Source organism: Streptomyces sp. NPDC006872 (assembly GCF_040635845.1).
Taxonomy (GTDB): domain Bacteria; phylum Actinomycetota; class Actinomycetes; order Streptomycetales; family Streptomycetaceae; genus Streptomyces.
On record NZ_JBEYIL010000018.1, the window covers coordinates 101,150 to 122,527 of the forward strand.

Genomic DNA, 21,378 nt, shown 5'->3' on the forward strand with positions numbered 1-21,378 from the left:
CGGTGGGTTGTGGGTCGGGACCCGTTGGGTGTGGGTCGCGACTGGTGGGTTGTGGGTCGGGACCCGTTGGGTGTGGGTCGCGACTGGTGGGTTGTGGGTCGGGACCCGTTGGGTGTGGGTCGCGACTGGTGGGTTGTGGGCCGGGACCCGTTGGCTGTGGGCCGCTAGCGGTGGGCTGTGGGCCGCAACGTGTGAGCTGCGGGCCGCGACCCGTGGGGTGCGTGGCGCGGTCCATGGGCTCTGGGCCGTACCCCGTGGGGTGCGGGCCGTACCGCCGTGGCTGGGGGTGGGTCATGTGCGTGGGCTGCCGTAGGACGGTGTGTTGCGTGTGGTGCGGGGGTGGGCTGTGTCGCGTAGTGGGACGTCCGGGTCCGGGAGCAGGGTGACGTCGAGGGCGGCGCCGTCGGCGATCAGGCGGCGGCCCTGGACCATGTCGCGGGGACGGTCGACGGTCAGGATCGCCTCCAGCCGGTCCCCGTCCAGCCAGAGGGCCGCCCAGCCGGCGCCGTCGGCGGAGGAGCGGAACACCATCCGGTCCGGCGCCGAGTGATGACCCGCGTACTGCACCGTCCGCCCGAACTGCTGCGACCAGAAGTACGGCGCCGGGTCGTAGACGGCGTCCCCGCCGAGCAGTGAAGCGGCCGCCACCTTGGGGGCGTTGAGCGCCGAGTCCCAGTGCTCGACCAGCAGTCGGCGCCCGTAGCGGTGCGACCACCAGGCCGCGCAGTCGCCCACCGCCACCACCTCGGGCCGGGCCGTCCGCATCGAGCCGTCGACCACCACCCCGCGTTCCACGGGGAGCCCGGACCCGGCCAGCCAGCCGATCTCCGGCCGGACGCCGACCCCGACGACGACCGTGTCGGCCGGCACGAACCGGCCGTCGGCCAGCGTCACTCCGCCGTGGTCCACCGACGCGACCCGCACCCCGCAGTGCAGCTCGACTCCCGCCTCGGCGTACCAGGCGGCCGTCAGCGCGCCGATCTCCGGGCCGACCACCTCGGCCAGCGGGGTGTCCGCGGACTCCAGCACCGTCACCCGGCAGCCCCTCGCGGCCGCCACGGTCGCCACCTCGGCGCCGATCCAGCCGGCCCCGACGACCACCACCCGCGCGCCCTCGCGCAGCGCGGCCCGGACCACCCGTGCGTCGTCCAGGCTGCGGACGACGTGCTGGGGCCCCTCGCCGGGCAGCCGGACCGGCGTCGCGCCCGTCGCGATCACCAGCGCGTCGAACTCCAGGGCGCCGGTCGCCGTCCGGACGACGCCGCCGGGCCGGCCGTCGTGCAGCCGCAGCCCCTCGGCCCGCATCCCGAGCCGCAGCCGGCAGCCGAGCCGTTCCCAGTCGGCGGGCAGCGTCGGGTCGTCGGCGTCGCCCGCCAGGACCTCTTTCGTCAACGGCGGCCGGTCGTACGGCTCGTGGGGCTCGGCCCCCAGCAGGGTCAGTTCGCCCTCGTACCCCTGGGCCCGCAGCGCCTCCACGGTGCTCAGGCCCGCGAGGCCGCCGCCGACCACGATCACATGCCTCATCGACCAGCCGCCCTCTTGTCGTCCTGGACCGGGCCGGTGGCCGGGCCGCTCGCCAGCCCGCTTGCCGGGTCGGGTGCCAGGCCGCTCGCCAGGCCTTCGGCCGCGGCGATCGACCGCGCCAGCGCCGTCTTCAGCGGGACGCCGAGCTGTTGCGCCGCGTCGGCCACGTCCTCGTACTCCGGCTGGACGTTGACGACGTGCCCCCGCAGCCGGGCGATCTTGACCCGGACCGGGACGCCGTCCACGTCGACCTTCCTCGTCTCGCGCGCCAACTCGGTCTTGCCCACCGGGTGTTCGCGGGTGCCGATGGTCGACGTCTCGCGGACCATCGACTCCCGGACGGCCGGCAGGGACGCCGGTGGGCACAGGACGGAGAGCGTGTGGGCGGGCCGTCCCTTCTTCATCAGGATGGGAGTGAGCCAGGCGTCGGACGCCCCCAGTGCCAGCAACCGGGCCAGGACCTGTGGCCACAGCCGTGGGTCCAGATCGTCGACGTTCGCCTCGACGACCACGGCCGCCGTCGCGTGCATCGCGTGCGTCGCGTGCGTCGCGTCCGCCGTGTCCTTCGTGTCTTGTGGGACGGTGCCCAGGACCACCCGCACCACGTTCGCCACGTCGGGAAGGTCGCGTGTGCCGGCCCCCGTTCCGGTGCCGCGTACGTGCAGCGAGGGCATCTGGCCCCAGGCCGAACAGAGCGAGAGGACGAGCGCCGCCCCCGTCGGTGTGCACATCTCCTGGGGGAAACGGCCGGACTCGGCCGGCGCCCCGTGGTCGGCCAGCAGCCGCAGCACGGCCGGCGCGGGCACGGACAGCTCGCCGTGCGCGGCCCGGGTGCGACCGCTGCCCAGCACGAGCGGCGTCGCCGTCGCCGTGGCGATGCCCAGGTCGTGGAAGGCCGCGCAGACGCCGACCACGTCGGCTATCGCGTCGAGCGCGCCCACCTCGTGGAAGTGGACCTCCTCGGCGGCCACCCCGTGCACCGCGGCCTCGGCCCGCGCGAGCGACGCGAAGACGGACTGTGCCCGGTCCCGTACGGGTTCGGGGAGCGAGGCCTTCGTCAGCAGCGCGCGGATCGACCGCCAGGTGCGGTGCGGCGGGTCCGCGACCGTGTCGACGTGCGCCTTCGTGGCCGCGAACCCGCATCGCCGGACGCTCTCCACCCGGAGCCGGACACTGCCGGGCGCGACGGCCTCGACCGCTTCGCGCACCACCGTCAGCGACGCTCCGGCGTCGAGCAGCGCGCCCAGGAGCATGTCCCCGGCGGCGCCCGCCGAGCAGTCGAACCAGGCGTGCGTCGGCGCGCTCACGAAGCCGCCCCGACCGGCAGATCGGCTTCTGCGCATGCCGTTCGCGTCGTGCGGCGGCGGGTCATCCGCGCCGCCGCGACCGCCGCTCCGAAGCCGTTGTCGATATTGCTCACCAGCACGCCGGGACCGCAGGAGTTGAGCATGGTGAGCAGGGGCGCGACGCCGCCGAAGGAAGCGCCGTACCCGACGCTGGTCGGCACCGCGAGCACAGGGCTGCCGACCAGCCCGGCCACCACGCTCGGCAGCGCGCCGTCCATGCCGGCGACGACGATCAGACAGTCCGCGTCGTCCAGTTCGTCCCGTACCGCGAGCAGCCGGTGCAGGCCGGCCACGCCGACGTCCCGCACGATGCCCGTCGCGCAGCCGAACTCGGCTGCCACGAAGGCCGCTTCCCGGGCCACCGGCTCGTCCGACGTGCCCGCCGAGAGCACCAGCACCCGGCCCCCGTGCTCCGGTGTCTCCCCGCCCACGGCGGCGCACCGGGCCTCCCGGTCGACGCGCGCGGCCGGGAACGCGGCGGCGACCGCGTCCAGTGACGCGTCGGGCAGCCGGGTCGCCAGGACGGAACGGCCGCTCGGCTGCCGGGCCAGCTCCGTCAGCAGGGCGACCGTCTGCCCGGCCGTCTTCCCCGCGCCGTAGACCACCTCCGGGTCGCCCGTACGCAGGGCGCGGTGCGTGTCCAGACGGGCGAACCCGAGATCCTTGACGCCGCTCCCGGCGGCGCCGCCCGCGAGCGGGCCCCGCACGAGGGTGCGCAGGGCCTCCTCGGCGGTCTCCGTGCCCGCGGACACGCGCTGCAACAGGGCTCGGACTTCGTCACGATCCATGGCTGGGCCGCTCCCCGGGTTCGTTGTCATGGCTGTCGGCGTTGTTGCTGTCGTCGTGCTTGTTGTCGTCGTCGGGCTCGTTCAGGGAGCCCGAGCGGAATCCGCGCGGGTCCACCTCGACGGAGGCGAACCCGGTCCGCCGTACCGCGTCCAGGGCCTCCCGGCAGGCCGTGACCTCGGGGACGGCCGACCGGTCGACCTGGATCAGCGCGTTGTCGCCGAGGTCGCGGACCCGCAGGTCGTAGCTGTCGACTCCGGCGCGGCGCAGACTCTCGCGCAGCGCCTGCTCGGCGGCGTCCACCCGGGCCAGGCGCTCCCGGGTGATGGTCAGGCCGTAGGCGACCCGGCTGGACAGACAGGGCGAGGCGGGTTTGTCCCAGGTCGGCAGGGACCACTCCCGGCCGGCCGCCCGGACCTGATCCTTGGTCAGACCGGCGTCGGCCAGCGGGGTGACGGCGCCGTGGCCGGCCGCCGCCTGGATGCCGGGCCGGAACCGGTCGGCCAGATCGTCGGCGTTGGTGCCGGTCGCGACATGGGCGAGGCCGCGCGCGGCGGCCAGCTCCAGCAGCCGCCGGACCAGTTCGTCCTTGCAGAACCAGCAGCGGGCCCGGGAGTTCTCGCGATACCCGGCGCTCTCCAGCTCGTGGGTGGCGACGAAGACGTGCTCCGCGCCGAGCTGCCGTGTGATGTCCCGGACGGCGCTCCGCTCCCGCCGCGACAGGCTCGCGGAGTCGCCCGTGGCGGCGAGCACCCGCCCGGGACCGAGCGCGCGGACGGCTGCCGCCAGCAACAGCGAGGAGTCCACACCCCCGGAGAACGCCACCACGACCGACCCCAGTTCGACCAGCCGCCGACGCAACACATCAAGCCGAGCGACGAGGGCCTCGCCAGGGGCGAGCCCCTCGTGGGGGGCAGGCCCCTTGCCCGGGTCAGGCCTCTCGCCCGGGTCGGGCCTCTCGCCCGGGGCAGGCCCCTTGCCCGGGGCAGGCCTCCCGCCCGGGGCGAGCCCCTCGTGTGGCGGGGCCGGAGTGGCCGGGGCTGCCGCCGGGGTCGGGCTCGGTGTGGTCGGTCGGCGGTTCGGTGAGTCGGGTCGCGGGGCAGGCCCCTCGCCCGGGGCAGGCCTCTCGCCGGGGGCAGGCCTCCCGCCCGGGGCGAGCCCCTCGTGTGGCGGGGCCGGAGTGGCGGAGGCTGCCGTCGTGATCGGGCTCGGTGTGGTCGGTCGGCGGTTCGGTGAGTCGGGTCGCGGGGCAGGCCCCTTGCCGGAGGCAGGCCCCTCGCCCGGGTCAGGCCCCTCGTGTGGTGGGGCCGGAGTGGCGGAGGCTGCCGTCGTGATCGGGCTCGGTGCGGTCAGCCGTCGGTTCGATGTGTCGGGTCGCGGGGTGAGCGGCTGGGCCCGGGCGAGCTCCTCGTGCGCGGCGAGGGCTATGTGAGGTGGGGCTGGAGTGGCGGGGATTGCCGCTGGGATCGGGCTCGGCGCGGTCGGTCGGCGGTTCGGCCTGTCGGGTCGCGAGGTGGGCCGCTCGGCCGGGGCGAGAGTCCCTTGCGGCGGGGGCGGAGTCGTGGAGGGCGTTGATGTCGTGGGGGTCGGTGGCATGGGGGTCACTCGATTCCGAGGGCGGACATCATGGGGCGCAACTTCGCGCAGGTCTCCGCGTACTCGGCCTCGGGGTCGGAGTCGGCCACCAGGCCGCAGCCCGCGTACAGCGAGGCGGAGGTGCCGTCGAGCAGGGCGGAGCGGATGGCCACCGCGAACTGGCCCTGGCCGGCGGCATCGGCCCAGCCGACCACGCCCGCGTACCAGCTGCGGTCGAGGCCCTCGTGGTCGGCGAGCCAGCGCAGCGCCTCCTCGCGGGGATGGCCGCCGAGGGCCGGCGTCGGATGGAGCCGCTCGACGAAGTCGAGGATGCCCGCCGTCGAGTCCCGGGCCAGCTCGCCGCGGACCTTCGTGGACAGATGCTGGACGTTGGCCAGCCTGACCACGCGGGGCGGGGTCTCGGCCGTGACGTCGGCGCAGGACGCGCCCAGCGCGGCGCGGAGCATCCGGACGACGACGTCGTGCTCGTGCCGGATCTTGGTGCTGTCGACCAACTCGCGTTCCAGGGCCGCGTCCTGCTCCGCGGTCGTGCCGCGCGGCACGGTGCCGGCCAGGCCCAGCGCGTGCACCGTGCGGTCGGCGACCCGGACGAGGTACTCCGGGGTGGCGCCGAGGAAGGTGTACTCCTCGTGGTCGACCGCGAAGAGCGTCGTGCCGGGGTTGGCGCCGCGCAGCCGGTCCACCGCGGCCGGCACGTCGAAGGGCGCGGAGGCGGCGACCCGTACCTCACGGGCGAGCACGACCTTCTCGAACTCGCCCGCGTGCATCCGGTCGGTGGCCCGGCGGACGAGCCGCTTCCAGTCGGCGGCGGACGGCAGTTCCGTGCTGTCGCAGGTGCGCACGGACGTCTCGTGCGGGCCGCGGGCGTCGGTCTCCGGCGCCAGGCACAGGTCGGCGAGATGCAGCAGGCCGCCCGCCACCTGCTCGGGGTCGCTGTCGTGCAACAGCACGGCGTTCAGGCGCAGTTCGGCCGCGACGGGCCGGTCCTCGGCGCCGGGGGCGGGGACCGCGCTGCGGATCTGCAGCGCGGGCACCCACATCAGCGCGTCGGGGAGCCGCCCCATCTCGTAGGGGCTCTCGGGCCGGAAGGAGAAGCCGCCGATCGCCAGCGGACCGGCGCCGGACGGGAGTCCGGGCACGGTGACGCCGCCGGTGACCAGATCGCGGACGAGGCTCTGCCAGCCCGCCCGGACCGAGGCGATACGGCGCTCGCCGCGACCGCGCAGATCGCGGGCGGACCCGAGCGCGAGGACCGAGCCGTCGTCCCACGGCGACTGCCACAGGAACGAGCGCTGTGTGCTGCGCCGGGCCCGGCTCCAGACCGCGACGGGGTCGGCGAGCTCCAGCGGCCTGGCCCAGCTGGCCAGGACCGGACGGTGCAGCCGGCGGGCCTCGGCGAGCGCCCGGGCGCAGGTGGCGACCAGGCTGCCGAGGTCGGTGCGGCCGAGCCGCTCGACGGGGACCGTGGGCGCGGAGGTCGACGGCATGCTCAGTACACCCCTTCCACCGCGGCCGGGCCGCCCTGGGCGACGAGCGGGCGCACATCGGCCAGTCCGTCCTGCGGGTACGCCGACGTCGGCTCGACGCGGATCACGGAGTCGCGCTCCAGCGTCCACGGCAGCAGCAGGTCCCGGGAGACCAGGCTGACCCTGGCCTGGCCCCGCTCGCCGTACCCGACCGGCGTCACGGTGTCCTCGGGGTCGACGACCTGCACCCGGCTGAAGGGGTGGAACGGCACGAACACACAGGAGTGGGCCTCCCGTTCACCGCCACCGTTCCTCGGGCGCTGGGGGGCGATGCCCATCATCGTGTTCCCGTACAGCCCGACGAGGGCGGCCTGCGGGAACACCTCCTCCTCGAGGACGCGCAGGGTCTCGGGGCTGACGCTGGTGCCGGCCCAGACGATCCCGCGCACCTTGAGCCGGACGAGGTCCAGCAGCCGTTCGTCGGCGGCCAGGGCCTCCAGCACCGGCGGGGTCGCGAACAGCACCGACACGGGCTGCGTGGCCAGGACGTCCCGCGCCTGCGCCAGGATGTGCTTCACATAGCGGCCCGCCTCCTCCCCGCGCCCCTGCTTGACGCAGGCCTTGACCCAGCGCGGGTCGAAGTCGATGAAGTGGCAGAAGGTGCGGCGCAGTTGGGCCAGCAGCCCCACCGAGCGGCCCACGATGTGCGGGCCGGTCGGGCCGAGGTGCAGCCACTGTCCCTCGCCCTCGCCGGGCACCCCGTGCTCGGCGAGGACCTCGCTCACCCAGCGCACACCGCTCCGCCGTGACGTCGACTCCACGATGCGCTTGGGCCGTCCGGTGGTGCCGCCGCTGTCGAACACCTGGAAGTCCCAGGCGTCCTGGCTCGCGCCGACCGGGACGAGGGCGTCCACGGGTATGTCCCGCCATTCCTCGCTGACGTCCGGGAAACGGGCGAGGTCCGCCCAGGTGCGCACGTCGGTCAGCGGATCGAAGTCCAGTTCCGCGGCCCGCTTCACCCAGTACGGGGACCCGGTGGCCGGGGAGAAATGCCAGCGCATCGCCGCGGGGATGAATTCCGCTTCGGAGGTGAGGCCGGTGGTGAACGGGTGATCGACTGCGTGGTGCGCCATGTTCTCTCCAGAAAGAGGCGGTTCGGCCTTGGGCGGGTTCTCGGTTCAGACCTCGGCCAGGGAATGGGAATGCGAACGCGGTGTCGAAAGCGTCCGTTCCACGGCCTCCACGACGGGCTTCAACCGGCGCATGAGGGTGGTGAACTGCTCCTCGTCGAGCGCCTGTGCGCCGTCGCATTTCGCGTTTTCGGCGTCGGTGTGCACATCGATGATCAGACCGTCGGCGCCGCATGAAGCCGCGGCCAGGGACATCGGCCCGACGAGGTGCGGATGTCCGGTGCTGTGGCTCGGGTCGACTATGACCGGCAAATGCGTGAGCCTTTTCGCCACGGCCACCGCACCCAGGTCCAGGGTGAATCGAGTGCTCCGGTCGTAACTGCGAATTCCCCGCTCGCAGAGCACGATGTCGTTGTTTCCCATGTGCATGATGTATTCGGCCGCGAGCAGCCATTCCTCGACCGTGGCGGACATTCCCCGCTTGAGGAGCACCGGCCGCCCCGATTCCCCGGCCGCGCGCAGCAGATCGAAGTTCTGCATGTTCCGCGTGCCGATCTGGAGCATGTCGCTCTCCTCGGCGACCACCTCCACATCGCCCGGGGTGACGACCTCCGTGACCACCGGCAGCCCGGTGCGCCGGCGTTGTTCGGCGAGCAGCGCAAGGCCGGCGACGCCCAGTCCCTGGAAGCTGTAGGGCGAGGTCCGGGGCTTGAACGCGCCGCCGCGCAGCACGACCGCGCCGGCCGCCACCACCGCGTCCGCGACGGCGTCCATCTGCTTCTCGCCCTCGACGGCGCAGGGGCCGGCGATCACCACGAACTCCGGTCCGCCGAACACGGCTTCGCCGGCCGGTCCGACCTTCACCCGGGTGTCCTCCTCGCGGAACACCCGACTGGTGAGGCGCTGCGCGCCGGGGACGATGACCACCCGGTCGACGCCGGGTGAATTCTCGACGGCCGCCGCGAGTTCCGGCGTGCCGCTTTCCTCGGTGATGAGGATCGTGGTACCCGCCGTCGTGGTGGTCACCGGGTTCGGGCCATGGTCCCGGATAATGTCGATGACGGAATCCAGCTGTTCGCGGGTGGCCCGCGGACGCATTGCCACGATCATGTAGCACCTTCCAAGTGGGCTGTCGTGCGGGAAATTCCACCGGTCCGGACTCGAATGCGAGCGGTTTCCGGTCCATGGCCCGCCGATGTGCTGGTGCGGACTCGTCCACCGAAGCGACCTTCGCCGGAAGGCTAGCCATGATCGGGGGAGAGAAGCACGTGAGTGGCAGGATAATGACAAGATCATCGACTTTCATTGCCGCGCACCGACCGCCGATGCTCTGATGACCGAGCCGCCTCAGCCCAGCGGTGAGCGTCCCGCCGGTCGAGCAATGGAGTGGATCGTGAAGATGATTGATATCAGCCAGGGTTGGCACGAGGGCATGCCCTCCTATGACGCCCCCTGGTATCCGGACTTCGGAATCCGGAAGGCCATGTCTCCGGAAACCGACCCGGCCGGCGTGGGCCGGACCTTCTCGGATCTTCAGATATTCCCGCACAACGGTTCGCATGTGGAGTCGGGCTACCACTTCTACGCGGACCGCGAGAAGATCGACGAGGTCCCGCTGGAGACGTTCGTGGGCCGCGCCTGCGTGGCCGACCTCTCCGACAAGCGCGACCTCGACCCGGTGACGGGCGAGGACCTCGAGAAGGCGCTGCGCGACGTCTGGCAGCCCGGCGACCGGCTGCTGGTGCGCACCGACCACCCCAACCGCTATCTGGGCCGCGAGGACTACTGGGACAAGCCGCCCTACCTCACGCTCTCCGCGGCCGAGTGGATGGTGGACAACGGCGCCCGCCTCGTCGGCATGGACTGCATCACCGAACGCCCCGACGACCGCAGCGGCCAGGTCCATCTGCGGCTGCTGGGCGCCGGCATCCCGCTGCTGGAGAACATCCAGAACCTGGACCGGATCTCCGGCCCGGTCGTCCAGCTGATGGCCCTGCCGGTCAAGATCGCCGGCGTCGAGGCCGCCCCCGTCCGCGCCGTCGTCTTCGAGGGCTGGCCGTTCTGATCTCCCGTCCGACGGTCCGGGACCCCCATCGGACGCATCGTCGGACGGGGGTCCCGGTTGAGGAGTTGCCATGAGAGCCGAGCCAGTCGCCAGGGAAGCCGGACCCACGCCCGTCGCCCTCGGCACAGTCGGTCCGGCCGCTGCCGCCGCGGCGGTCGACAGCGCGGTCGAAGAGGTGCTGGACCTGCTCGGCGACCCGTTGCGGGACGTCGGCAAGGGCGACCGCGTCGTCGTCAAGCCCAACATGTTCCAGCGCAAACCGGGCTTCCGCACCAGCCCGGAACTGCTGCTCGCGCTGGCCCGCCGGGCGTCCGCGCGCGGCGCCGCGGTCTTCGTCGCGGAACGCACCCATGTGCTCAAGGAGATCCTCGACGGCCATCCCCTCCACCGGTATGCGCAGGTCGTCAGCTTCGACGACCGGCCGCTGCGCATCGTGCAGATACCGGGCGCCACCTCGCTGCGGGTGCCGATCGCCGTCCCCGACCTCGTCGTGGACTGCGACTACTTCATCGGCGCCCCCCAACTGCGCACCCACTCCAGCGTGGTCCTCACCAACGCCATGAAGAACCTGGTCGGCCTGCTCCCGGGCTTCACCACGCGCATCGTGCACATGGCCGGGGTCGAGGAGGCCCTAGTCGACCTCAACCTGCTGCGCCCGCAGCATCTGGTGGTCTGCGACGCCACCACCGTCATCGAGGGCAACTACCCGATGGCGGGCGAGGTCCGCGAGGTCGGTCTGGTCGCGGCCTCGCGCAACGCGGTCGCCCTCGACGTCACGATGGCCGCCGTCGCCCGCGTCGAGCCCTGGGAGCTGGCCTACCTCCGCGACGCCCACCGGCGCGGCATGGGCCCGGCCGACCTCGCCGGCGTCGAGGTCAGGGGCGCCGAGGTCGAGGACGTCGCGTTCACGCTGAGGCGCGCCCCCGTCGACCTGACGCCCCCGCGCGAGGGCATCCATGTGCACGCCGACACCGCCTGCGACGACTGCCGCCGCTGGCTGGCCGCCGCCATGAACCTGCTGCACGACGAACTACTCGCCCACCCGGGCGAGTTGACGATCGTCTCCGGACCCGTGACACGGCTGCCCGAGCTGCGCGGAACGGTCGTCCTGGTCGGCAACGCCCTGTACGAGCACCGAGAGGCCGGCGTGTTCCTGGAGGGCTGCCCGCCGCGGGCGATCCAGACCGCCGGACTGCGCTACGCGATGGGCCGTCCCGTCACGGAGCAGGAACGCACCCAGTTCCGCGTCCCGTCCCGGGACGCGGACCACACCGGACGGGCGTCCTGGCCCGCACCCGAGGAGCTGGTCTGACATGCCGTCGTCCCCCTCCACGACAGCCCTGCCCGCGATACCCGTGCTGCGGGGCGGCGAGCGGCGCACCTCGCGGGACACCCGCGTGCTGCACGGCGTGGACGGCGCCCCGCTCGCCACCGTCCACGAGGCCCCCGCCCTGGTCACCAGGCTCACCGCCCGGGCCATGCGCGAGGCGCCCCGCACGACCCGCGAGGAGCGGCTGACGGTCCTCGCCGCGGCGGGGCGGCTGTTCGCCGAGGCCACGCTCGCCGGACAGAGCCCCGAGGAGTACTGCCGGGCGCAGGCACTGGCCTCCGGCGTCCCCGTCCGGGTGGCCCGCCGCACCCTCGCCCGGGTGCGGGGCGACTCCGCGCTGCTCGGCGAGGTCGTCGGCCGGCAGGCCCCGATCGGCACCGGCCGCACCGCCCGCTGGGCCCGCCGCGGCCGGGTGCTCGGCGTGATCGCGCCGAGCAACCACCCCGGCACCCACGGCGCGTGGCTGCAGGCCCTCGCCCTGGGCTACCGGGTCGCCGTACGGCCCGGCGCCCGCGACCCGTTCACCCCGCTGCGGCTGGTCGAGGCGCTGCTCGCGGCCGGACTGCACCCCGACTGGATCAGCCTGCTGCCCGGGGCGCACGACTCCGCCGACGCCCTGGTCGGCGCGACCGACCTGGCCCTCGTCTACGGCAGCGAGTCCACCGTGGCCCGCCACCGCGGCAACGACCGCGTCCTGGTCCGCGGCCCCGGCCGCAGCAAGATCCTCCTGGACGGCCCCGTAGACGACGAGACCCTGGACCACCTCGTGACGGAGATCGCCGCGGACGGCGGCGTGCGCTGCACCAACACCACCGCGGTCCTCACCTCCGGCGACCACCGGGCGCTCGCCGAGGCGCTGGCCGAACGGCTGGCCCGGCTGCCCGCACACCCCGTCACCGAGGACGCGGCGGTCCTGCCGGTCCGCCCCCTGAAGGAGGCACGGGCGCTGCGCGACACCCTCGACCGCGCCGCACAGGGCGCGCGGGACCTCACCGCCCGCCACCACGCGGGCGAGCCGCTGGCCGTCCTCGACGAGCACGCGGCCGCCCTGCGGCCGGCCGTGCTGTGCGTGGACGGCTGGGACCACCCCGGCCTGCGCACCGAACTGCCCTTCCCCTGCGTCTGGGTGGCGCCCTGGCGGCCGTCCGACGGAGTGGCCCCGCTCGCCGACTCGCTCGCGCTGACCCTCCTCACCGACGACGCCGAACTCGTCGGCGAGGCCATGGACACGCCCGGCATCCGCACCGTCCTGCACGGCCGCGTCCGCGACTGGTGGACGGACCCCCACCTGCCGCACGACGGCTACCTCGGCCAGTTCCTCAAGGAAGCCCGCGGATTCGCCGCACCCTGACGCCGTTTCCACCCACTGCCCATGACATCTCCGAGGTGAGTCACGTGTCTGCCGCATGCCCCGACATCCCGATCGTGGTGCTGCCCGAGAACAACCTCGTGCGGGCCCGCACCCGTCCCGCCGCCGCCGTGGAGAGCGCCCTGAAGGAGGCGACCGCCGCGCTGACGCGCCTGCACGGCGCACTGCTCCACCCCAAGGGCGCGGGCGAGGCCCTCGGCCCCGCGCTGGACGAGGCGGTCGACCAGCTGGGCCGGCTCGCCGTCGAGGCCGCCGTCCCACCGCTGGAGGCCGTCGCGTCCCTGACGCCGATCGTCCCCAACCACGACTACTTCGGCGTCCGGACGGCCGCGATCGACGACGCCCGACTCGTCTCCGAAGTGACGACGATCATCGCGCGGACCCTCGTCGACCTGCGCGAAGCCCGGCTCGACCTCAACGACCGGGCCGCCGAGGTCCGCGCCATGCTCCACGTCCTGGAAGGCCTGGCCCCCGACGACGGCGCGCCCGGCCCGCACCAGGGCGCGAGGGCGATGCCGTACGTGCCGGGCAAGGACGAGCTGACCCGGTGGATCGTCACCCACCACTTCTACTTCGTCCTCAACCTCGCGGCGGCCGACGCGGTCTCCCGTGCGATCACCGCCCTCTCCGGCGCCGACCGCCCCGCCGCGACCGCCGCGCTGCGCGAAGCCGTCGTGTGCGTACGCGGGTTCACCGCGGCCATGATGCACTCCGGCGACATGTCGGCGCCCTGCTACGACGCCGAGGTCCGACCCACCATGGCGCCGCCCGCCGTGCCCGTCGCGCTCACCGGCCGCACCCAGCCCGAGCACCGCGCCTACCGCAAGGCGATGCGCGCCCTCCTCCGGGTCTGCCCCGAACCCTTCGCCGAACTCGCCGCTGCAGACCCCGAGTTGGCCCGCGCCCGGGACGCCCTGCTGGACGCCGACCTGCTCGACATCGAACGGCACGTCATCGTCACCGCCGCGCTCGTCGGCGACGACTCCTCGATCGTCCAGGAGCACGAGTCCGCGGAGAGCGCGATCGCCACGCTGCGCACCATGCGGCACACCCGGGCGGAGACCTACCGGGACCTCATGCGGTTCGGCGACCCGGTCACCCTCACCACGCACCTCCCCACGGAGCGGGTGAAGCCGTCTTGAGCACGGTCGTCATCGTCGACGCGTACGCGAGCGCACGCTGTCTCGCACCGCTGTTCCGGGCCCGGGGCGTCCCTTGCGTCCATGTGCAGAGCACGCCCGAGATCCCCGAGGCGTACGCGGCGAGTTACCGGCCGGCGGACTTCTCCGCGCACATCGTCCACCGGGGAGACGTCTCCGACACGGTCGCCGCCGTCGCCGAGCACGCCCCCGTCGCACTCCTGGCGGGCGTGGAACGCGCGGTCCTGCTCGCCGACGCGATCGGCGAGAAACTCGGCCTGCCCGCCAACGGCACCCTGCTGAGCCGGGCCCGCCGGGACAAGTACCTGATGATCGAGACGGTCCGGGCGGCGGGCGTGCCGGCCGTCGACCAGACCCTCGCCCGCGACCTCGACACCCTCCTCGACTGGTACGCCCGGACCGGCGGCCGCGCCGTCCTCAAGCCGGTCAGCAGCGCGGGCAGCGACGGCATCCACTTCTGCAACGACGCCGACCAGGTCAGGGCCGCCTACCACGCCCTGATCGGCACCGACAGCGCCCTCGGCCAGCGCAACCACGACGTGCTCGCGCAGGAGTACCTCGTCGGCAGCGAGTACATCGTGAACACCGTCAGCCGGGACGGACGTCACCACGTCTGCGACCTCTGGAAGATGCACCACCTCGGCGCCAACGGCGTCCAGGACCTGCCCGCCGGCGCCGAACTGCTCCCGTCGCGCGGCCCCGAACAGGACCTGCTGGTCGAGCACACCCTCCGGGTCCTCGACGCGCTCGGCATCCGCAACGGCCCCGCCCACACCGAGCTGAAACTGACCCCGCACGGCCCCCGGCTGGTCGAGACGGGCGCCCGCGTCTGCGGCGCCGACGTGCATGTGCCCACCGCGGCCGCCCTCGGCGAGAGCCAACTCGACTGGACGGTCGACGCCTGCGTCGACCCCGAACGGTTCCTGGCGCGCTGCGCCACGGACTACGAGGTGATCCGGCACGCCCGCATCGTCAACATGGTCTCGCCCGCCGCCGGCACCCTCACCGGCTACCCGAAGCTGCCCGAACTCCGCTCGCTGGAAAGCTTCCACGACGTCCTGTACCGGGTGCGCCCCGGCGCCGCGATCTCCCGCTCCGTCGACGACTGGACGTTCCCGCTGCGGGTCTACCTGCTCCACGAGACCGCCAGCACCGTGGCCCGCGACGCGCTGACGACGCGCTATCTGGACGGCCAGGGCTTCTACGACATCCGCCTCCCGGAAGGAGACGTCCGTTGACCGCGGACCGCACCATGCTGCTCATCGGCGGCACGGACACCCACATCGAGCGGGCTGCCGCACTCGGCCTGCGCATCGTCCTGTTCCAGCACCCGGAGAAGATCAACTCCTTCCAGACCGGGCTCGTCGACGCCCTCCTCGTGCTCGACTACACCGAGTGGGACACCGTCCGCCCGCTGGCCGAGGCCGCCCGCGAGGTCTGGGGCTTCGACACCGTCGTCTCCCTCACCGAGGGCGGTCTGGACACCGCCGCCCGCCTCAACGACCTGTTCGGCTTCGACGGCACCTCCTACGAGGTCAGCAGGCGACTGCGGGACAAGTGGACGATGCGCAGGCACCTCGCCGCACAGGGCAGCCGGCTCACCGTCACCAGCGAGCGGGTCGCCGACCGCGCCTCGCTCCACGCCTTCGGCGACCGCGTCGGCTACCCGTTCATCGTCAAGCCGACCGACACGACCGCCGGCTTCGGTCTCGTCCGGGTGGACGGCCCCGAGGAACTGCCCGCCGTCTGGGAGCGCCTGGAAGCGCTGCGCGGCACCCGCACCGACCGCGTCACGACGCTGTTCACGGTCACCGAGTTCCTGATGGAGGCCTACGCCGACGGGCCCGAGTTCAGCGTCGAGGCGTTCAGTTTCGCCGGCCGCCATGTCGTCGTCGCCGTCACCGAGAAACTCGTGGACGAGACGCACTTCGCCGAACTCGGCCACGCCCTGCCGGCCCGCATCCCGCCCGGCGACCGGACCGAGATCGTCGACGCGGCGACCGAGTTCCTCACCGTCGTGGGCCTCACCGACGGCCCCAGCCACACCGAGGTCCGGCTCGGCAGCCGCGGCCCGGTGGTGATCGAGTCCCACAACCGGGTCGGCGGCGACTACATCGGCGAGCTGGTCCGGGCCGCCTACGGCATCGACCTCGCCGCCCTGGGCGTCGGCTGGCCGGTGCGCATGGTCGACGAACTCCCCGACGACCCGCAGCCGGTGGCGGCCTCCTGCGTCCGCTTCGTGGTGCGCGACCCCGGCACCGTCACGGAGGTGAAGGGCGTCGACGAGGTCGCGGCCCGCCCCGAGGTCCTCACCGCACGGGTCTCCGTACGCCCGGGGGACACCGTCCGCCCGCTGCGCGACAACTGGGACCGGCTCGGCTTCGTCGCGGTCCGGGCCGCCGACACCGACGCCGCCGTCCGGCTGTGCGAGCGCCTCGCCACCGACGACATCCGCATCGAGACCACCCCCTGACCCCCTCACCGGAAGGAGCATCGGTGTTTCGTTCCGTGCTCGACGCGATCGCCGGCTACCGGCCGAGCAGCCCCGTACGCTCGCCCGACGGCCGCTCCTACCAGCTCGCCGCCAACGAGTCCGCCGACGAGCCGCTGCCCGCCGTGGTCCGGGCGGTCGCCGAGGCGGCCCTGACCGTGAACCGCTACCCGGACAACAGCTGCGCCGAGCTGATCGCCGGGATATCCGGCGCCTTCGGCCTGCCCGAGGACGCCGTCGCCGTCGGCTGCGGCTCGGTCGCCGTCACCCAGATGCTGCTGGCGGCCGTCGCGGAGCCCGGCGTCGAAGTGCTGTACGCCCGACGGTCCTTCGAGGCCTACCCGCTGCTGACGGGCTTCACGGGCGCGACGGCCGTCGAGGTCCCGCTCAGGGACGGCGTCCACGACCTCGAAGCGATGGCCGACGCCCTCACCGACCGCACCCGACTGGTCTTCGTCTGCAACCCGAACAACCCGACCGGCACCGTCGTCGGACGGGCCGCCCTGGAAGCCTTCCTCGACCGCGTCCCCGCCGACTGCCTGGTCGTGCTCGACGAGGCCTACCGCGAGTACGTGCGCGACGCGGACACCCCCGACGGGCTGACCCTGCTCGCCGGACGGCCCAACCTCGTCGTCCTGCGCACCCTCTCCAAGGCATACGGTCTGGCCGGCCTGCGCGTCGGCTTCGTGGCCGGGCGCCCCGAGGTGATCGCGGCCGTCCGCAAGACATACCTGCCCTTCAGCGTGAACGGCGTCGCCCAGACCGCGGCCGTGGCCGCCCTGCGCGCGAAGGACGAGCTGATGGCCCGGGTGGAGGGCACGGTCAAGGAACGCGACCGGGTGCGCACCGTGCTGACGGCCCGGGGCTGGACGGTCCCGGTCAGCGAGGCCAACTTCCTCTGGCTGCCCCTCGGCGACCGCTCCGTCCCGCTCGCCGAGCACCTGGCCGCGGCGGGCGTGGCGGTCCGGCCCTACGCGGGCGACGGAGTACGTCTGTCGATCGGCTCGGCAGCGGAGAACGACGCTTTCCTGGCGGCCGCAGCCGACTTCTCACCGATCTGAGCCACCATGCAACGACCGCTCCGCCACCCGCGCCAGATGCCCCGCGAACACCGCCTCCGGGTCCGGCGTCAGGGTCCGCAGCGCCACCAGCGCCGTGATGACCACGTCGCACAGCTCGGCCTGGACGTCGTCCCAGGTATGGCTGACACCCTTGCGGGGGTTCTGGCCGGTCGCGCCGATGACCGCCTGGGCGACCTCGCCGACCTCCTCCGACAGCTTCAGCACCCGCAACAGCAGCCCCTCGCGCCCCGCATGCGCCCGGTTGGCGTCCAACCAGGCCCACAGGGCGTCGACGGTCGCCCAGAGATCGACGGGGTGTGCGGGTTGCGGCGGCAAGGGCTCAGCGCTCATGCACGCAGCCTGCCAGGTCCGAAGTCGGCTGCGGTGCGGCAGCGCCCTGAAGGGGCGCGGGGAACTGCGCGACCAGCCACGACGGCGCCGCACCGGAACGACGGCACATTGCGGCACCTCCAGCGGAGCGCCTAGCGCTCAGTCGAACAGCACCTCCTGCTCCCCCTCCTCCCGCCTGCGCAGCCGCTGGCTCCGCATCCCCACGACCACCGCTGTGACCGCCGCCGTCACCCCGAGCGCCGTCGGGACCATCCAGCCCCGGTCGACCCGGTGGCCGAGGGCGTGGTCGAGGGAGAGCCGGCCGGGTCCGGCGATGGCGAGGCCCGCGGCGGCCAGGCCCAGGGAGGCCGCGTGCTCGTAGCCGCCGCTGGCCGCGAAGAACCCGTTGGGGGCGTGCACCGAGGACGCGCCGGCCATCGCGCCGGCCGCCGCAGCGCCCGCCGCCGGAGTCGCCAGGCCCAGCGCCAGCAGCGTGCCGCCGCCGGCCTCCGCCAGCCCCGCCGCCGTCGCACTGGCCTTGCCGGGCGCGTAGCCGATCGACTCCATGAACTGGCCGGTGCCCTCCAGGCCGTGCCCGCCGAACCAGCCGAACAGCTTCTGGGTGCCGTGCGCCGCCAGCACTCCGCCGGTGCCCAGCCGGAGCAGCAGCAGTCCGAGATCACGTCGGTCGTAACAGGTCACGGTGACTCCCTGAGCAGAGACGGCGAACACACGGCAACACACCCCCACGGGTCTCCACCGTCGCACTGCGCACACCCGTCCGGCCCGTCCTGGACGCCGTTCGGGTGGCGGGGCCCGGGTGGCGGTGTGAGTCTGGCTGGCATGACGATTCAGACCGCCAAACTCAGCGATCCGGCCGTCCGCGCCTTCGTCACCGCCGTCAACGCCCATGACCGCGAGGCCTTCCTGGCGCTTCTCGCGCCCGGTGCGACCATGGCGGACGACGGCTCCGACCGCGATCTCGACGAGTGGATCGACCGGGAGATCTTCTCCTCCCACGGCCACATGGACGTCGACAACGAGTCCCGGGGCGGGCGCGCCCTGGTGGCCCGCTACAGCAACGACACCTGGGGCGAGATGCGCACCAGGTGGAGTTTCACGGTCGCGGACGACGGCCGTATCTCCCGCTTCGAGACCGGCCAGGCGTAGCGACAGACGACGGCGAAGGGCCGCGCACCGCCGGACAGGCGGTGCACGGCCCTTCGCAGCAGGCCTCGGCTCACCAGGAGGAGCGGGCGACCGCCTGTTCCGTCAGCGTGATCTGGCCGGCCTTGATGGTGGCCAGACGCGGGGAGCGGCGGGCGATCGACGAGTCGTGGGTGACCATGATGAACGTCAGCCCGTACTCGTGCCACAGCCCTTCCAGCAGGGCCATGATCTCGTCGCGCATGCTCTCGTCGAGGTTGCCGGTGGGCTCGTCGGCGAGCAGCACCTTCGGCTTCTTGACCAGCGCGCGGGCGATCGCGACGCGCTGCTGCTGGCCGCCGGACAGCTCGGACGGCGCATGCTTCAGACGCTCGCCGAGACCGACCGAGCGCAGCGCCTCCGCCGCCCGCTCGCGCCGCTCCGCCGCCTTCACGCCGAGCGGGACGAGCGCCGTCTCGACGTTCTCCTGCGCGGTCAGCGTCGGGATGAGGTTGAACGACTGGAAGATGATGCCGATCTTTTCGGCGCGCAGCCGGGTCAGCTTGGCCTCGCTGATGCGCGCGAGGTCGACGCCGTCCAGCTCGACGCTGCCCTCGGTGGGCCGGTCGAGGCCGCCGATCATCTGCAGCAGCGTCGACTTGCCGCCGCCGGTGGGGCCCTGGATGACGAGCTGGTCGCCGTCCGCGATCGTGAGGTCGACGCCGCGCAGCGCCTCGACCGTCTCCTTGCCCCGCGTATAGCGCTTGGTGACGCCGGTGAGGTTGTACATGGATGCTCCGGGTTTTTCGTCAGGCGTGAGGTGGGTGAGGGCGGGTCAGGAGACGCTGCGCAGGGCGTCCGCCGGGCGCATCCGGGAGGCGCGCCAGCCGCCCATCGCACCGGCGATCAGACCGCCGGCGACCGCGAGGCCCACCGCGAGCGCGATCGTGGTGAGGGAGACGGGGGCCGACAGGGCGATCTCCATCGTGTTCGACGCGGACTGTCCGCCCGGACCGCCGCCCCCGCCGGGGCCGCCGCCCATGCCGCCACCGCCGCCACCGCCGCCGGTGCTGCCGAGCTCCGCCGTCAGCTTCGGGCTGATCGCGGTGACCGCGTACGCGGCCGCCAGGCCGATGCCGATGCCGAGGGCGCCGCCGAGCAGACCGTTGACCATGGACTCGCCGACGACCTGCCGGGTGACCCGCCGGCTCGGCCAGCCGAGCGCCTTCAGGGTGCCGAACTCACGCACCCGGCGGGACACGGCCGAGGAGGTGAGCAGCGCGGCCACCAGGAACGCGGCGACGAGCACCGCGATCGACAGCCACTTGCCGACGCTGGTCGCCAGGTTGGAGGCGGTGGAGAGGGAGCCGGAGACCGTCTCGGCCAGGTCGGCGGAGGTGGTGACCGTCGTACCGGAGATGTTCTTCGTGATCGTCGCCTTGACGGTGTCGATCTGCTTGGAGTCGGTCGCCTTGACGTAGATCGTGGTGACCTGGTTCGCCGCGTCGGCGAGGGTCTGCGCCTGCTTCAGCGGCAGGTAGACGTCCGTGGTGGACTCGCTGCTGTCGGGCGTGGCGATACCGATGATCTTGTAGCTGGTGCTGGAGATCTTCAGCGTCGAGCCGACCTTGTACGAGTTCTCCTTGGCGTACGACGCGCTGACGACCGCGACCTTGGCGTTGGTCTGCGCCGAGGTGAAGGTCACCCCCGAGGTGATCTTCGAGGTCGCGAGCGGGCCGAGGTCCTGGTTGGTGACGTCGACGCCGGCCACCGAGTACGAGTTGACGTCGAACGAGGCGCCGCCGCCCTGCACCTGGGGCGCCGCGGTGGAGCCGCTGTTGCCGCCGCCGCCCGGGCCGCCGCCCTGACCGCTGTTGCCGCTGCTGCCGGTGGAGCTCTCCGCCTTGCCCTGGGTGAAGGAGCCGTCGACCTTGGTGACGTTCAGGGTGAGGGCGCCGACCGCGGCCGACACGCCCTTCTGACCGGCGACCTTCGTCACCAGCGTGGACGCCAGGGCCTGACCTCCCTGCGTCATCACCCGGTCGGAGCTCTGCTCCGCGTCCTCGTCGTCCTCGCCCTTCGCGTCGAACTCGAATCTGCCGCCGCCGCCCGCGGAGGCGTTGTCCGTGGGCGCTGTGCGGGCCTTGGTGACGGTCATGTCGGTGCCGAGGCCGTACAGCGACTGCAGAACCTTGTCCTGTGCCTGTGTCATGCCGGCCGACACCGAGTTCACGGTGATGACCAGAGCGATTCCGAGCGCCAGACCCAGTGCGATGACCAGGGCCGCCTTCTTGCGCCGGCCCAGTTCGCGCTTGAGATAGATGCCAAACATCCCGTTCCTCGAAGGTTCTTGGCGCCCGCTGTGGGCGCTGCCACAAACTAGGGAGGAACCTTTGAGTCGCCCTGAGTAAAGGATGTGTAAGGACTGAGAATGCGGAGCGCCGGATCAAAATTCCCTGAGACAGCTGATTCCTAGGCTGTGGAGGGGGTTTTCCCAGGTGGCGGGGGTTGAGTAGCTGGTTCGGCAGCAATTTCGGCAGCGATTTCCCCTTTCGCTGAACTCCCTTGTACGGTCCCG

Annotated in this window: 19 protein-coding genes; 8 read left to right on the forward strand and 11 right to left on the reverse strand. The window is 73.0% G+C overall.

Annotation, left to right across the window (positions count from 1 at the left end; all coding sequences use genetic code 11):
• Window positions 1–291 precede the first annotated feature (291 nt).
• The 7 genes from ABZ725_RS39900 to aroF all read right to left on the reverse strand — a co-directional run bounded on the left by ABZ725_RS39900 (window position 292) and on the right by aroF (window position 8,958).
• A complete protein-coding gene (locus ABZ725_RS39900; RefSeq protein ID WP_358807278.1) occupies window positions 292–1,524 on the reverse strand; it encodes an FAD-dependent oxidoreductase in 1,233 nt (410 codons plus the stop codon).
• Window positions 1,521–2,831 carry a nickel pincer cofactor biosynthesis protein LarC gene (gene larC, locus ABZ725_RS39905; RefSeq protein ID WP_358807279.1) on the reverse strand — a complete coding sequence of 437 codons (1,311 nt, stop codon included), beginning with the start codon at window positions 2,829–2,831 and terminating at the stop codon, window positions 1,521–1,523. The genes ABZ725_RS39900 and larC overlap by 4 nt, the downstream gene beginning before the upstream one ends.
• The gene (larB, locus tag ABZ725_RS39910; protein ID WP_358807280.1) at window positions 2,828–3,658 is read right to left on the reverse strand and encodes a nickel pincer cofactor biosynthesis protein LarB; all 831 of its coding nucleotides are present in this window, start codon (window positions 3,656–3,658) and stop codon (window positions 2,828–2,830) included. Before larB ends, larC begins: the two co-directional genes overlap by 4 nt.
• Complete coding sequence (gene larE, locus ABZ725_RS39915) at window positions 3,648–4,517, reverse strand: ATP-dependent sacrificial sulfur transferase LarE (protein ID WP_358807281.1); 870 nt, start codon at window positions 4,515–4,517, stop codon at window positions 3,648–3,650. The genes larB and larE overlap by 11 nt, the downstream gene beginning before the upstream one ends.
• A 740-nt stretch (window positions 4,518–5,257) precedes the next feature.
• Window positions 5,258–6,739 carry an isochorismate synthase gene (locus ABZ725_RS39920; RefSeq protein ID WP_358807282.1) on the reverse strand — a complete coding sequence of 494 codons (1,482 nt, stop codon included), beginning with the start codon at window positions 6,737–6,739 and terminating at the stop codon, window positions 5,258–5,260.
• A gap of 2 nt (window positions 6,740–6,741) precedes the next feature.
• Window positions 6,742–7,851 (reverse strand): phenazine biosynthesis protein, encoded by a 1,110-nt coding sequence (locus ABZ725_RS39925; RefSeq protein WP_358807283.1) that lies wholly within the window; start codon window positions 7,849–7,851, stop codon window positions 6,742–6,744.
• 45 nt (window positions 7,852–7,896) lie between these two features.
• Window positions 7,897–8,958, reverse strand: a complete 1,062-nt coding sequence (gene aroF / locus ABZ725_RS39930) for a 3-deoxy-7-phosphoheptulonate synthase (RefSeq protein ID WP_358807284.1) — start codon at window positions 8,956–8,958, stop codon at window positions 7,897–7,899.
• Between the two features lie 289 nt (window positions 8,959–9,247).
• Between aroF and ABZ725_RS39935 the strand changes: the two genes are divergently transcribed.
• The 7 genes from ABZ725_RS39935 to ABZ725_RS39965 all read left to right on the forward strand — a co-directional run bounded on the left by ABZ725_RS39935 (window position 9,248) and on the right by ABZ725_RS39965 (window position 17,324).
• The gene (locus ABZ725_RS39935) at window positions 9,248–9,913 is read left to right on the forward strand and encodes a cyclase family protein (RefSeq protein WP_358807380.1); all 666 of its coding nucleotides are present in this window, start codon (window positions 9,248–9,250) and stop codon (window positions 9,911–9,913) included.
• 70 nt (window positions 9,914–9,983) lie between these two features.
• Window positions 9,984–11,225: a DUF362 domain-containing protein gene (locus tag ABZ725_RS39940; protein ID WP_358807285.1), complete on the forward strand. Its 1,242-nt coding sequence runs from the start codon at window positions 9,984–9,986 to the stop codon at window positions 11,223–11,225.
• Between the two features lies 1 nt (window position 11,226).
• Entirely contained in the window at window positions 11,227–12,594 is a 1,368-nt protein-coding gene (locus ABZ725_RS39945; protein WP_358807286.1) for an aldehyde dehydrogenase family protein, read from the forward strand.
• A gap of 44 nt (window positions 12,595–12,638) precedes the next feature.
• Window positions 12,639–13,754, forward strand: a complete 1,116-nt coding sequence (locus ABZ725_RS39950; protein ID WP_358807287.1) for a hypothetical protein — start codon at window positions 12,639–12,641, stop codon at window positions 13,752–13,754.
• Entirely contained in the window at window positions 13,751–15,010 is a 1,260-nt protein-coding gene (locus ABZ725_RS39955; RefSeq protein WP_358807288.1) for an ATP-grasp domain-containing protein, read from the forward strand. Before ABZ725_RS39950 ends, ABZ725_RS39955 begins: the two co-directional genes overlap by 4 nt.
• Window positions 15,007–16,245, forward strand: coding sequence for an ATP-grasp domain-containing protein (locus ABZ725_RS39960; RefSeq protein ID WP_358807289.1), 1,239 nt, complete (start codon window positions 15,007–15,009; stop codon window positions 16,243–16,245). Before ABZ725_RS39955 ends, ABZ725_RS39960 begins: the two co-directional genes overlap by 4 nt.
• A 23-nt stretch (window positions 16,246–16,268) precedes the next feature.
• Window positions 16,269–17,324: a histidinol-phosphate transaminase gene (locus ABZ725_RS39965; protein WP_358807290.1), complete on the forward strand. Its 1,056-nt coding sequence runs from the start codon at window positions 16,269–16,271 to the stop codon at window positions 17,322–17,324.
• Here ABZ725_RS39965 and ABZ725_RS39970 read toward each other — a convergent pair.
• Complete coding sequence (locus ABZ725_RS39970) at window positions 17,313–17,675, reverse strand: MazG-like family protein (RefSeq protein ID WP_358807291.1); 363 nt, start codon at window positions 17,673–17,675, stop codon at window positions 17,313–17,315. The genes ABZ725_RS39965 and ABZ725_RS39970 overlap by 12 nt on opposite strands.
• 138 nt (window positions 17,676–17,813) lie before the next feature.
• Window positions 17,814–18,356 (reverse strand): DoxX family membrane protein, encoded by a 543-nt coding sequence (locus ABZ725_RS39975; protein WP_358807292.1) that lies wholly within the window; start codon window positions 18,354–18,356, stop codon window positions 17,814–17,816.
• 141 nt (window positions 18,357–18,497) lie between these two features.
• Between ABZ725_RS39975 and ABZ725_RS39980 the strand changes: the two genes are divergently transcribed.
• Window positions 18,498–18,824 (forward strand): nuclear transport factor 2 family protein, encoded by a 327-nt coding sequence (locus ABZ725_RS39980; RefSeq protein WP_351916696.1) that lies wholly within the window; start codon window positions 18,498–18,500, stop codon window positions 18,822–18,824.
• Window positions 18,825–18,894: 70 nt separating this feature from the next.
• Here ABZ725_RS39980 and ABZ725_RS39985 read toward each other — a convergent pair whose 3' ends face one another.
• Both ABZ725_RS39985 and ABZ725_RS39990 read right to left on the reverse strand, forming a co-directional pair.
• A complete protein-coding gene (locus ABZ725_RS39985) occupies window positions 18,895–19,590 on the reverse strand; it encodes an ABC transporter ATP-binding protein (protein ID WP_358807293.1) in 696 nt (231 codons plus the stop codon).
• 45 nt (window positions 19,591–19,635) lie between these two features.
• Entirely contained in the window at window positions 19,636–21,132 is a 1,497-nt protein-coding gene (locus ABZ725_RS39990; RefSeq protein ID WP_351916693.1) for an ABC transporter permease, read from the reverse strand.
• Window positions 21,133–21,378 lie beyond the last annotated feature (246 nt).

What these genes read in the sequence shown, in the direction of transcription:
- ABZ725_RS39945 (WP_358807286.1), top strand. Translation starts at nt 11,227, where the DNA reads ATGCCGTCGTCCCCCTCCACGACAGCCCTGCCCGCGATACCCGTGCTG.
- ABZ725_RS39970 (WP_358807291.1), bottom strand. Translation starts at nt 17,675, where the DNA reads ATGAGCGCTGAGCCCTTGCCGCCGCAACCCGCACACCCCGTCGATCTC.
- ABZ725_RS39920 (WP_358807282.1), bottom strand. Translation starts at nt 6,739, where the DNA reads ATGCCGTCGACCTCCGCGCCCACGGTCCCCGTCGAGCGGCTCGGCCGC.
- ABZ725_RS39935 (WP_358807380.1), top strand. Translation starts at nt 9,248, where the DNA reads ATGATTGATATCAGCCAGGGTTGGCACGAGGGCATGCCCTCCTATGAC.
- ABZ725_RS39925 (WP_358807283.1), bottom strand. Translation starts at nt 7,851, where the DNA reads ATGGCGCACCACGCAGTCGATCACCCGTTCACCACCGGCCTCACCTCC.
- aroF (WP_358807284.1), bottom strand. Translation starts at nt 8,958, where the DNA reads ATGATCGTGGCAATGCGTCCGCGGGCCACCCGCGAACAGCTGGATTCC.
- ABZ725_RS39985 (WP_358807293.1), bottom strand. Translation starts at nt 19,590, where the DNA reads ATGTACAACCTCACCGGCGTCACCAAGCGCTATACGCGGGGCAAGGAG.
- ABZ725_RS39900 (WP_358807278.1), bottom strand. Translation starts at nt 1,524, where the DNA reads ATGAGGCATGTGATCGTGGTCGGCGGCGGCCTCGCGGGCCTGAGCACC.
- ABZ725_RS39980 (WP_351916696.1), top strand. Translation starts at nt 18,498, where the DNA reads ATGACGATTCAGACCGCCAAACTCAGCGATCCGGCCGTCCGCGCCTTC.
- larB (WP_358807280.1), bottom strand. Translation starts at nt 3,658, where the DNA reads ATGGATCGTGACGAAGTCCGAGCCCTGTTGCAGCGCGTGTCCGCGGGC.
- ABZ725_RS39990 (WP_351916693.1), bottom strand. Translation starts at nt 21,132, where the DNA reads ATGTTTGGCATCTATCTCAAGCGCGAACTGGGCCGGCGCAAGAAGGCG.
- ABZ725_RS39940 (WP_358807285.1), top strand. Translation starts at nt 9,984, where the DNA reads ATGAGAGCCGAGCCAGTCGCCAGGGAAGCCGGACCCACGCCCGTCGCC.